We start from the raw sequence: 11,760 nt of genomic DNA on the forward strand, positions 1-11,760 counted from the left end.
ATGGCCACGAAGCGCGCCAAGAAAACCGATGTAGTCAGCCCCAGCTCGGCGGAATTGCGCAAGGCCGTCGAGGCGATCGCTATTCAGCCGAAGAGCGGCAAGATCACGCTGCTGACACGCAAGCTGTTCAATGTGCTGCTGGCTGTCGCGCAGCAAGCCGACGAATCGGGCGATACCTATCGCGCGTTACTATCGGACATCGTCGCCAACTCTGCGTTCGATTCCAACGACACCGCTCTCGTCAAGGAGCACCTGCGCCGGATGGTTTCGGTTCAGGTCGAATGGAGCACAGGCACGTCCAGTCAAAAGCCGGGCCGGAAGTGGGGCATCTCCACGCTGATCGCAGACGCGGAAATCCTCGAGGATCCGACCACTCGCAGGGTCTGGGTGGAATTTTCGTTCGCCCCGAAGATCAAGAAGAAGCTGCTCGATCCGGTTCAGTATGCGCGCCTTAGCCTGCAGTTCCAGAGCCAGCTGCGCAGTAGCGCCGGCCTCGCGCTGTACGAAATCTGCGTGCGCTATCTGACCAATCCAAGCCATCTGACGATGCGCGAGTCGTGGGAGTGGTGGCGCCCTATCCTCTCCGGCACGCCGGACACGGAAGCGGGCGACGAAGCGAAGCGCGAATACAAATACTTCAAGCGCGATTATTTGCGGCCCGCAATCGCGGAGGTGAACGCAGTCACAAATATCTTCGTAGAGCTGATCGAGCACCGCGAGGGCCGGCGTGTTGCCGAAATCCAATTCCGCGTGACCGAGCGCAAGCAGCCTATGCTCGCTCTTGACGAGCATCCGAACGTGTTCGACAGCACACTGGTGGATCGGATGGTCAAGATCGGCATTCCGCTGAAAGAGGCGCAAACGCTCTACGCGGACAGCGAGGAAAACCGCATCCGTGCGGCTTTGCAGATGACCGAGCAACGCATGCGTAGCACGTCATTGCCGCCGGTTCGCAGTGCGCCGGCGCTGTTCAAGGACGCACTGAAGAAAGGGTACGCACCGCCTGTCGAGACTGTGGCATCTGGTGGTGGCGCTAAGGCTGCCGTCGCGGCACCCGCGGACGATCTGAAGGCGCGCCTCTTGGGCGAGTATTCTGCGTATCGCCGAAGGGAAGCACGCGAGCTCTACGACGAACAGGGTGAGTCCGAACGGGACATCGCGCGGCAGTCGTTCGAGGAAGAAGAGTTGCCGGGGCTCGGCGCCCATATGCGCGACGATTGGCGTCGCCGGGGACTCGACTCGAAGATCGTCGAGACGGCGTTCTTTGATTGGCTGGCTCGCAAGACGTGGGGCGAGCCGACCGACGGCGATCTGCTCGCATTCACACTTAGTCAGTCGCGCGCTGCCTGATTAGCCGGCACGCGGCCGGCAATTATGGTCGCGGCGGCGCATCTGACGGCGGCTGCCGCCAGACCGCTTATTGAGCGACTATTACTTCAACATCTTTTCGATCTGTCGAAGAATATCGTCCCGCTTCTCACGCGTGAGGCCCTTGAGGCGCAATTCGATGCGGTCCTCTCCGTAGGTCTTCAAGTCGCCGACCGCCACTCCATCGAGCTTTACTTCCAGCCGCTGCGCATAGCGCTGGCGACCTGCCGGCTTGGTGCTTTCCTGTGCAGTCGCTCTGCCCTTGACGATGTCGGCAACCTGCCGCGTGCTGAGGTCGTCAGAGAGGATCTTGTTGATCAGACGCAGCGTCGCGTCGGCACCACGAGCCGCGTGATATCGGCCGACCTGATACGCCATGTTGGAGCCAAAACGGTCAGGCCGCGCAACCATCTCATGCATGACTGCTTCCGGCAACTTGGCAATCGACAACGCCACGGCCACCGTCGACTCGTCCAAACCAAGATGCTCAGCCAGTTCCTTCTGGCTTTGGAAATGGCGGTCGTCCAGAAAGCGTTTCCAGACCACCGCATTGTCGAATACTGTCTGCGAATCTCGCTGGACGTTGAGATCGTAGCCGAGCTTGTAGCTCTGGATTCCAATTGGCAGATCGATAACGATCGCCTTCACTGATTCCTTGTTTGCTTCCTTCAACGCCCGCACACGTCGACCGCCGTCGCTGACGAAGTAGGTGCCGGGATTGTCATAGTCAGGAATGACGTGGATCGCCTGCTGTTGCCCTTGCTTCGCCAGATTCACGGCGAGCTCGGCAATCGATGCCTTCACGTAGAAGTGTCGTGGATTGAAGGGGCTCGGCTTGATCATCTTCAGTGCAAGCTCGATGACCTGACCCGGGCGATATCCGTGTTCAACTCTCCATGCACGATAGGCGGCGGACTCGTGTTCGGTATCGATGGTGTCGAGGCCCGAATCGGTTTGCGGGACTATGCCCGGAAGTGGTCGCACGGTGCCGTCGGTGGCTTTCGAGGCATTGCTTTTGACCAGCCCGTCGATCGCATTCAGTCGGTCTAGAGCCGTTCGCTTCTCGCTGCTGGTCGTATCAGGACGTGCTTGAAAGCCTTTGGCAAATTGGGAGGGTTTCATTCAGGGTCCTTTATGCGCATAAATTCACGGGAGCAAGGCGGCGATTTCATTCGCGCACGCCCGTACTTCGATGGCGGCGAGCTTGGCGCCGCGATCGCTCATCTGTAGTACTGTTTGACCCAATGCCATTGCCTGCTTGTAGGCTTCGCGGGTAGGAATCTGGGTCTTGAGGAGAGGAAATCCAAGCTCTTCCAACGCACGCTTGAGCTCGCGCGTGAGCATGCGCTTTTCTTCCGTCTTGTTGAGCAGGAAAACTGCGCGTAGGTCTTCGTTCATGACCTGCGCTTGCTGGACGAGTTTGACTAAGCCAATGCTCGACCAATAATCAGCGGGCGACGACGACGTCGGGATGACCGCAACGCTCGCCGCGAGCAGGACGACGCCCGAGACTTTTTCCGTAATGGAAGGTGGGCAGTCGACGACGATGATGTCGTAGTCGCTAACGAACTTTTTGATCTCACGGTGAATCTGGCTGCCGGCTTCAGAAAGATTGACGACGGGGAACGGGATGCCGGTGTCACCGTCCGAGGATGCACTGGCCCAGTGGATCAATGTGTTCTGACCGTCGGCATCCACGACCAGGACTCGCTTTCCTTTCTCGTGGAAAGCCGCCCCGAGATGCATCGCGATTGTGCTCTTCCCGACTCCACCTTTTTGCTGAGTTACCGCGATGATTTCAGCTGCCAATGTTCACCTCTCTTTTTTAAGCGCAGATGGATTTTACCTGGAAGAATTCGTATTTCAATCGTTTCTTTGGAATCGAGATGGCATTAGCCGTTCAGCCTAGGTTTATGCGCATAAAGATGCGTGGGACGCGGCGCCACGTCACGCGAGGCGACGAGGCGATGTCAAGTGAGGCGTGGCGGAGGCATAGGTGGACACACGCGCCGCCGGGTAGATGATCGGCGTTTGTGAGCGGTCCTTTTGGCGTAAGTGCCAATCGCGTTGCGGCGGGTACCCGGCAACTTTGTTGCACCGCAAGTGTTGACCGCAGAGCAAGTGCGCACGCCCCGCTGCTACTCCGCTGCGCTATATAGGTTGGCAAGCGGTGTCGATAGGACGTCAAACCCTAGCGCGCTCGTTGGCGATAGACGGTCCACCGGTTTATGCGCATAAACTGCCCTTGCCGGAGTGCGCATCTTTGTTCGCTGCGTCACAGCGGCAAGTGGATCAGGACTCATGCCTCATTGCGGCAGCTACGGACCTGGGCCATCGCGCGTCGGCAAGATAACGGGCGGTCTGATGACGGGCACAAAACCCGACGTCCACCCATTCCGGCGCCGCAGGTGCGGGAAGATGAGCCGGGCAAACCTCGGCGGCTTTATGCGCATAAAGTTGCTATCTCCAGCGCACGAAGTAGATAGGGCCGACGGAGATAAAATCGGTTCGCGGACCCGAAAGAGCGGTCCCGCCGCCGCATCGGGACTACCCATAAATCTGGCATTCAAACCAGTTCTGACCCGTGCGAGCGGCTGTCAGCATCGAAGACTTTGCATTCGCAACCGGCCGCTTCGCAGAAGCCCAGAACAACGCGTTCCTCACAAACGACGTGGCGACCGCGCCTCGCCGTCAGTCACGCACCGAGGCTGCGGCGGACGGCACCGAGACCAGTCCGACCGGACAACAAAGCATCCGCCGATAGCGGATAAAATCTGCAACAACGTCCCCGATGTAGCAGCCTCACTCCTCCAAACCAACAATGGCAATATGATCACCATCTACCACAACGCTCGCTGCTCCAAATCCCGTGCGACCTGCGATCTGATTACCAGTACGTATAGCGACGGCAAAGAGATTGTTGAGGTCATCGAATATTTGAATCATCCGCTCACCGTCGCCCAATTGCAGCAGTTGAACATCCAGCTGGCTTGTCCGGTGCGCGCTATGATCCGCGACACCGAGCCCGAATACGAGTCGCGAGGCCTATCTGAGCCCGCGTTAACCGACGCTCAGTTATACGAAGCATTGGCTGCGCATCCGATACTTCTGCAACGGCCGATCGTCGTGCGAAACGGGCGCGCAGTGATCGGCCGTCCGCCCGAGAACGTGGCGAGCTTGTTCGTCGAGGACCTCACCAGAGCGCAGCAATGAAGGGTACGGCGTAGCCCCTACGCAATGCGGTTTGGGGAGAGACGTCGGCGACCGGCGCCACATTCTTGCGCAACCGTGTTGACGGCCATGATTTGCAGTTCGTCTGAACCTCTCGGCGGTCCCCTGCGTTCAGGCAATATGCTTGCACCGACGAGTATCCGCATGCGTTGCACCGGCTCAACCAAATGCAATGACACTCGCATCGAGGCGGTGAGTCGGCGCCGGTGGAAATGAAGGCAACGCCCCGGGCAACGACAACGTGCCCAACAAAATTGACCGCCCTGGCAGTAATTAACGCAGACCTGTCCCTTCCCGATACACGACACGAACTACGCTAGCGCAGCAGGAACAGACATGTGACACCCCCGCGCGTGCGGCTCACACACACAAAACGGAGTCCGAATGCTTGAACTACGCCCATCTTGTGAAGGATGCGGAAAGTCGCTGCCGCCGAATGCGTCCGACGCGATGATATGCACCTACGAATGCACTTTCTGCGAAGTGTGCGCGCTGACGACTCTGCGCAACGTATGCCCTAACTGCGGCGGAAATTTTGCACATCGACCGATACGCACGCGTGCTCAGTTAGCAAAGCACCCGGCCCGTAGCGAGCGAACCGCCGTTGCGATCGACGAAGCCTCGCACTCCGAATTCCTCGAGCGCTATCGCGCCACGCCACCCAGCGAACGTTGACGCTTCGGGGATATCCGCAGCCACCAGGAGCAGTGCGGCAAGCACCGCGAGTCCACTGGCACCGCAGCATCAATCGTCGCCGTTCATCCCGTCCGGCGTCGAGATGCCACTCATGGTATGAGCGGCGTCACGCAGCAGGCGAATCTGCTTGCGATAGTTGCGGCAGCCGCTGCAAGTCGGCAGATGCAGCCGGATGGCGACCCATTCGCCAGTCGTCAACGGACGGTCCAACGCGTCGGACAGCAGCCGGGTGATGTGCTTACATTTCCCCATTTGCATCCTCGCTGGATAGGCCCTTCTCGCTCAGACAGGTGCGCAAGCGAAGGCGCGCGCGATAAATCAGCACGCTGCAATGGTTGGCGGTCAGTTGCAGTTCCGCGCAGATCGCATCGGTGTCGAGGTCGAGAAATTCGCGCATCATGAAAACGCGCCCAATATGCTCGGGCAGATGCTCAAGGCATGCCTCGAAGAGCGCCCAGAATTGCTGCTGACGCAGCGCCGTTTCGGGCGTCGGCCACGGGCGCGGCTTGGTCTGTTGCGACCAGTGGCCGTTGTCCTTGAACAACTCGCGATCGAGTAGCGCCTCGCCGTCGAGTTCTGACTCGAGGGCGGAGAGGTTCACCGTGCGTTGCCGGGCGCGCAGCGTATCGACGAGCTTGTGCCGCAGGATGCCGAATACCCACGTCTTATGTTCCGACTGTCCGACAAACCGGTCGGCTTGCGTCCAGGCTGCGGCGAGCGCTTCCTGGACAGCATCTTCGGCAGCCGCGGCATCGCGTAATTGCAAACGGGCGAAGCGCACCAGGTCGCGACGCAGTTGAGCCAGATAAACAGGGTCGCCGAGTGTCCCGGCGCTCGCCTGCGTCACGGTAGGCTCCGCTGCACGCTCCGCGAAGCGTGCGCGCGGTCGTCTGAATGGTTGTCGCTCATAAACGGAGAGTTTGTCTCGCACGGGGTTCGGGCACGAGCGCCATTCTGCCGCAGCTTGCGGCGCAAGCGAATGGATATTGGACATACGCGGTCTCCAACGCGGGAATTTGTAGGCGTTAGTCGCGCGGGGCGGGCATCTTGTGACAAACAGAAATCGACTATTGCGAAAAACGAAAATAACGTTCGTGGCTCGTGCACCAGGTGTTCCTCTCCCGTCAAAGGCACGCCTGTCAGGGGATAGGCTAGCGAAGCATTCGTTGCGTTTGCATTATTTCAGTTAGTGAAAAGAAGTCTTCCCATCCAGCCCATTTTTAGGCAGGCATTGAATCGCTATTCTTCGGCCATCGATCGCACCAGATCGCCAGCCAACACCACGAGGAGTAGCACCATGAAACGCATTCTGTCCGCCCTGATCGCTTCCGTCGCTTTGTTCGCCGCCGCTTCGGGCGCAGCTGAGGCTGCTGCCCCGGCGCAATGCAATGGCCCGGCATCTTACTGCAACGTGTTTTTCGGCAACTAAGCTCCGGCTGCCGGCCCCCTGCATCGATGCAGGCGCCAGAGACTGACCGCGGAATTCGCCGAGGCAAACTGTCCGAAGCAAAAAAGGGCGCCCAGATGGGCGCCCTTTTTTCGTAGCAACGTCAGAACAAAACCAATCACGGGCGGGACGCCCGTTACCGAACCCGCGCCGCTGCCTAGGCCACCCGCACATTCCTGCGCTCTGACCACGCGTTTTCACCTGTGCGGTTGCGGCCGAATCCACTGCACGCCTGCTTGAACGTGCGGTAAATCGCACACCGTCACCCATCTCGATTGATCGCCGAAAAACTGCCGCTGCCTCCAAATAGCGTAGGCCGGAGGCAGGCTTGATTGACAAGGCAAAAGTAGCACTTATCCACAAGGTTATTCAGTAAAACTGTGGATAACTTTTGCACCTGCCGCGTTATCCACCGCGCCAGCGCAAAACCGCCATACTTTTCCGCCACTTTTTTCCATGGCGGCGCGGACGGACGCCCTACGCCCGGCTTTTTGCCTATGATGACAGTCCGTACCCTTCGCGCGTCGAGCGCCTTATTCAAGGAAGCGAATCATGGCCTTACACATTGCAGTCGTCGTTGGCAGTTTGCGTCGCGAGTCGTTCAACCGTCAGTTGGCCCAAGCTGTCGTCTCGTTGGCGCCGTCCGACTTTACGTTCGAGTTCATCGACATCGGCTCACTGCCGCTCTACAGCCAGGAGTACGACGCGGATTATCCCGAAGCGGGCAAGCAACTCAAGCAGCGGATCGAGGCGGCCGATGGCCTGCTGTTCGTCACGCCGGAGTACAACCGCTCGATTCCGGGGGTACTGAAGAACGCGCTCGACTGGGGCTCGCGCCCGTGGGGCACTAATTCGTGGGGTAATAAACCGGGTGCGGTGATCGGCACCTCGGTGGGCGCGACTGGCTCAGCCCTCGCGCAGCAACATCTGCGCAATGTGCTGGCTTATCTCGACGTCGCAGTGCTCGGTCAACCCGAGGTGTTCATCAAGCACGATCCCGCGATCATCAACGAGAAGGGCGAGATTCTGAACGATGGGACGCGCAAGTTCCTGCAGACTTTCGTCGACCGCTACGTTACGTGGGTCAAGCGGCATACCGCTGCCTGACACTGTGTAGCTCCGACCGTCCTGAAGGCGGTGGCGCCGCCGCACCTCCCGGTGCGCCGCCGCTACCGCTGCTCTCGTTTGCTCTTATACGTGGTGATGCCCGGTCACGCGCTCCCAGCCGTGACGCACGGCAAGCTTGAAGCGCTCCCAGGTGCTGTCAGGCGACGTCGTCTCCCAATGCCGTCGTGCTTCCGGTTCGACGTCGTCCCACGCCCTGTCCCGATAACGCACGTCCTTGCCGATTTCCGCACCATAGCGGTAGGCCGGAACGTAGTCTTCGTAGCGCGCGTCGTCGGCGGCGTACTGCTCGTCGTAATGCGTGCGGAAATCTTCTTCGTACTCCAGGTATTCGTTCGGAATCTGGCCGCTCAGGCCGGCCGTCGGTTGGGCCGACCCGGAAACCACTTCGGACGGCTGCATCACAGCGCCTGAGCCCGGCGCAGACCCGGCTGCAATCGCGCTGCGTCCCGCGTCGGGCGCCAGCGGGTCCGCCAGAGGCTCGTTCAGCGGATCGGTCTCGCGGCTTCCGGTGAGCGGCGGCGGGACGAACGGCTCCGCGTCGGTGCTGCGAGGCGAGGTCGTGTACAGCGGATCAGCCGTCGTAGCACCAAGCCCGCTGCTCGCACTGAAACCAGGCGAGGCAGGGGTTCCGACGCCGCCTGGCGCCGCGGTTTCGGTTCTGACGGATGCCGGCGTTTCGCGGACCGTCGAAGTCGTCATTCCGGGTTCGGGGCCGCGCGGTGTTCCCGGCGTGACCGCACCGATTCCCAGTTCGTCGAGTAACGAATGCTCGCGGGCATTCTCGGTGGCCGGCTGCGTGCCCCAGTCCGGCGAACGCTCGCCGATATCGGTAGCGCCTAGCCGCGTCAGCGTGTTGCGAGCGAGTTCCGCATGCGATTCGCTGGCAGCGTCGATTACAACGAGCACGGCTCCGCGCCGCACGGCTTCGGTGTAACGCGCGGTCTCCGGCGCACGTGGGCCGCTGGCAAAGAGGCTCGAAAGAAAGCGCTCTATGTTCGCGAGAACTCCCGAACCCGCGACCTCGGCGGTGGCGGAGCCGACTGACGGTTCGGCATTGGCCTGCAACTCGATTGTCTCGCGTGCGAAACCGGTCTGTACTAGCGTCTCCCGAGCGGTTTCGGCCTCAGGATAAGTATTAAACAAACCAATCACGGTATGTCGCATGGCTGTCTCCCGTTTTTGGGTAGGACGGATAGCGCGGCGCGCGCCATCCTGACTATCCAACGGTTGCCGCAACCTTCATGCCGGATTCCGGGTTCAAGCGCCGCGCGCCCCGCCCTGCTTGCCTGCGCGAAGCGCTTCACATCGACGACGCGGCAGCCTGCCCGCCGCGCTTTTTACAATCCAGCGCAAATTGAGCAAAAACGGGGATGGTGGCGGCTGAAGCCTCTGCCCACGGTCGGTCCTATTGCGCTTGATGCGCGGCCGGATCGAGCCCGGTCGGGGCGAGTTCGCGCTGGATGCCTTGCAGAAGACCCTCAAGCAGCGCGATGTCGAAGGGTTTGGACAGTACTCGCACGTTCACGTGTCGTGCCCGATCGAGTTCTTCCGCATAGCCGGTGACGAGAATGACGGGCAGCGTTTCATCGAGCGTTCTGATCGCCTCGGCCAGATCGATGCCGTTAAGGGCGCCCGGCATATGAATGTCGGACAGCACGAGTTCGAACGGCACCGGGTCGCCAGTGCGCGCCCGCTGTGCGTAAGCGTCGCGCAGCAGACGCAGCGCCATGTCCGCATTGAACACGCATGTGACCTGGTGGCCCATCATCTGCAGCAACGCTTCAGTACCTGCCGCTACTTCCTCGTTGTCCTCGACGAGCAGGATGCGCAGCCCCTGCAGCGCGCCCTGGTGCTCTGCATCCGTTTCAACCGGCGCGTCGACCGCTGACTCTTCGGGAGCACGCGGCAGATACAGCCGCACTGAGGTGCCGGCACCCACCGCGCTGTCGATGGCCGCAAGCCCGCCTGAGCGCTCGCAGAAGGCAAAGACCTGCGGCAGGCCGAGTCCCGTGCCCATGCCCTTCGCCTTGGTCGTAAAGAGCGGCTCGAAGGCGCGCGCGAGCACCTCGGGCGCCATCCCCGCACCGGTGTCCTCCAGCGACACCTGGACGAAGTCGCCTGTCAGCGGAAAGCCGTCTTCGTGACGGAACGTAATGTTGCCCGCACGCACGGTGAAGCGCCCGCCGTTGGGCATGGCGTCGCGCGCATTGACGGCGATGTTGATGAGCGCAAGCTCGAGCTCGGCAACGTCCACGCGCATCGGCCAGACGCCGGCGCCGATATCCATCACCAGCGAAACCTTGGCGCCGAGCGACGCGCGCAGCAGGTCGCGGCATGCGGGCAGCCAACGCTCGAGCGCGACGGTTTCGTTGCGCAGCGGCTGCTTACGCGCGACGCCCAGCAACTGCCGCGTGAGCGACTGGCCGCTCTTCAGCGCCCGCTCCATGGCCGACAATTCGCGGTCCAGCCCGGGCGCGCCGCGCCGCCGTGCGATCTGTACGTTGGCGGCAAGAATCATCAGCAGATTGTTGAAGTCGTGAGCGACGCTGCCCACCAGCGTGCCGAGCGCTTCCATCTTGCGCGACTGCCGGTACGCGGATTCGATTGAACGGCGCATCGACGCTTCCGCCTGCCACCGTTCCCACGCCTCTTCTTCGGCGCTGAGCCTCCGCAGTGACAGCCAGATCACGCACCATAGCGCGACGGACGGCGTGAATATCGACAGGATCAACACGGCCAGGTGCCGATACCAGGCGGCCCACATCGCCGATGCGCGATACCCGCACATGACGTAGACCGGATAAGAGCCGACGTGCCGGAACGCGACGATCATGTTGTCGCCGTCGACATTCGAGCGCATGCGCGCGACCCCGGCGCGCCGTCCCTGGTTCATGGCCTCGGCGAACGGCGAATCTGCCGCGACGACCGCCGGTTCGCGCGGGCGACGCGGATAGTGTGCGAGGACCGCGCCGTCGGAGCGCACGAGGCTCATGGTCATCGGCGCGCCGTCGTTGCCGCCGAGCAGTTCGCGATAGAACGCGTCGAAATAGCTCGGGCGCAGCGCGACCGACACCACGCCGGCAAAAGTGCCGTCGGGCGCGCGCCGTTCGACGCCGGTGTTGAACACCTGTTCGCCGGCGACATGTCCCGTCATCACCTTCGACACGTGTTCGAGGTCGTGGCCGTCGCGAAGGCCCACAAAATCGTCGCGCTCGCCAATGGAAATCGGCGGTGCCGGATAAACGCGGCTACTCACGAGAAGCGCGCCGTCGCGGCCGAAAATGGACACGGCGGCCACTTGCGGATAGCCGCCGCCCATTGTCCGCACTTTCCGATGAATGGCGGCCTCGCGCGCGCGAATGCCGTCGTCGTCCAAGCCTTCCGTCATATCGACGATGCGCGTGTCGAGCGTCTCGTTCATGTCGAAGACCTTCAGCGCATGCTCCTCGGCGACGCGCACGGTGCGCAGCGTCATGTTGGTGGCATCGGCTTCGCGGGTTCGCAGGTCGCTGAACGCCATGATCGCCACATAGAGGCATGGCAGCACGATCGCGGCGACCAGCAGCGCGATCAACGTCATTCGCCGGATCTGGAAGTTCTGCTCCGGTACCGCGGGAAACACGGCCTCATCCTGCCCATCAGCGGAAAGGCGGCTCGCTCGGTGCGGGTCGAACCGGTTTTGGGTCATTTGTTAAGCGCTCAGGTCTTCAGGGCTGGGAGGCACGGCGGATACGAGAAGCATAGTCGCAGAATGGCGGTAGAAGTTACCGTAATTGAAGGTGCCAGACATTTCGACACCTATTCATTGCCCTTTTAAAACAGTGAAGAATCAGGAAGCGCAAACGTACACAAAAGTATAAACGGGATTGAAACTATTATTATGCGGGGCG

General features: G+C 61.1%; 11 protein-coding genes. 5 read left to right on the forward strand and 6 right to left on the reverse strand.

Translation table 11 applies throughout. The annotated features are described in order from the left end of the window. A complete protein-coding gene (locus OH764_RS17255; protein ID WP_498850059.1) occupies nucleotides 1-1,350 on the forward strand; it encodes a replication initiation protein in 1,350 nt (449 codons plus the stop codon). 81 nt (nucleotides 1,351-1,431) lie between these two features. Here OH764_RS17255 and OH764_RS17260 read toward each other — a convergent pair whose 3' ends face one another. Then, nucleotides 1,432-2,490: a ParB/RepB/Spo0J family partition protein gene (locus tag OH764_RS17260; protein WP_498850060.1), complete on the reverse strand. Its 1,059-nt coding sequence runs from the start codon at nucleotides 2,488-2,490 to the stop codon at nucleotides 1,432-1,434. A 24-nt stretch (nucleotides 2,491-2,514) separates the two neighbouring features. Continuing rightward, a complete protein-coding gene (gene parA, locus OH764_RS17265) occupies nucleotides 2,515-3,177 on the reverse strand; it encodes a ParA family partition ATPase (protein ID WP_498850061.1) in 663 nt (220 codons plus the stop codon). A 1,020-nt stretch (nucleotides 3,178-4,197) separates the two neighbouring features. Between parA and arsC the strand changes: the two genes are divergently transcribed. After that, nucleotides 4,198-4,581: an arsenate reductase family protein gene (arsC, locus tag OH764_RS17270; protein WP_498850062.1), complete on the forward strand. Its 384-nt coding sequence runs from the start codon at nucleotides 4,198-4,200 to the stop codon at nucleotides 4,579-4,581. Nucleotides 4,582-4,983: 402 nt separating this feature from the next. Further along, nucleotides 4,984-5,274, forward strand: coding sequence for a DUF1272 domain-containing protein (locus tag OH764_RS17275; RefSeq protein ID WP_498850063.1), 291 nt, complete (start codon nucleotides 4,984-4,986; stop codon nucleotides 5,272-5,274). A 69-nt stretch (nucleotides 5,275-5,343) separates the two neighbouring features. On the opposite strand, the gene OH764_RS17280 is transcribed toward OH764_RS17275, so the two are convergent. Both OH764_RS17280 and OH764_RS17285 read right to left on the reverse strand, forming a co-directional pair. Continuing rightward, nucleotides 5,344-5,553 (reverse strand): zf-HC2 domain-containing protein, encoded by a 210-nt coding sequence (locus OH764_RS17280; protein ID WP_498850064.1) that lies wholly within the window; start codon nucleotides 5,551-5,553, stop codon nucleotides 5,344-5,346. After that, entirely contained in the window at nucleotides 5,534-6,289 is a 756-nt protein-coding gene (locus OH764_RS17285) for an RNA polymerase factor sigma-70 (RefSeq protein ID WP_498850065.1), read from the reverse strand. Before OH764_RS17285 ends, OH764_RS17280 begins: the two co-directional genes overlap by 20 nt. Nucleotides 6,290-6,592: 303 nt before the next feature. Between OH764_RS17285 and OH764_RS17290 the strand changes: the two genes are divergently transcribed. Then, a complete protein-coding gene (locus OH764_RS17290; RefSeq protein WP_020068649.1) occupies nucleotides 6,593-6,724 on the forward strand; it encodes a hypothetical protein in 132 nt (43 codons plus the stop codon). Nucleotides 6,725-7,294: 570 nt separating this feature from the next. After that, complete coding sequence (locus tag OH764_RS17295; RefSeq protein ID WP_498850066.1) at nucleotides 7,295-7,849, forward strand: NADPH-dependent FMN reductase; 555 nt, start codon at nucleotides 7,295-7,297, stop codon at nucleotides 7,847-7,849. 84 nt (nucleotides 7,850-7,933) lie between these two features. Here OH764_RS17295 and OH764_RS17300 read toward each other — a convergent pair whose 3' ends face one another. Then, nucleotides 7,934-9,034, reverse strand: a complete 1,101-nt coding sequence (locus OH764_RS17300; protein WP_498850067.1) for a hypothetical protein — start codon at nucleotides 9,032-9,034, stop codon at nucleotides 7,934-7,936. Between the two features lie 241 nt (nucleotides 9,035-9,275). Continuing rightward, entirely contained in the window at nucleotides 9,276-11,558 is a 2,283-nt protein-coding gene (locus OH764_RS17305) for a hybrid sensor histidine kinase/response regulator family protein (RefSeq protein ID WP_498850068.1), read from the reverse strand. Nucleotides 11,559-11,760: the final 202 nt, after the last annotated feature.

The organism is Burkholderia sp. M6-3 (assembly GCF_050858985.1).
Taxonomy (GTDB): Bacteria; Pseudomonadota; Gammaproteobacteria; order Burkholderiales; family Burkholderiaceae; genus Paraburkholderia; species Paraburkholderia caledonica.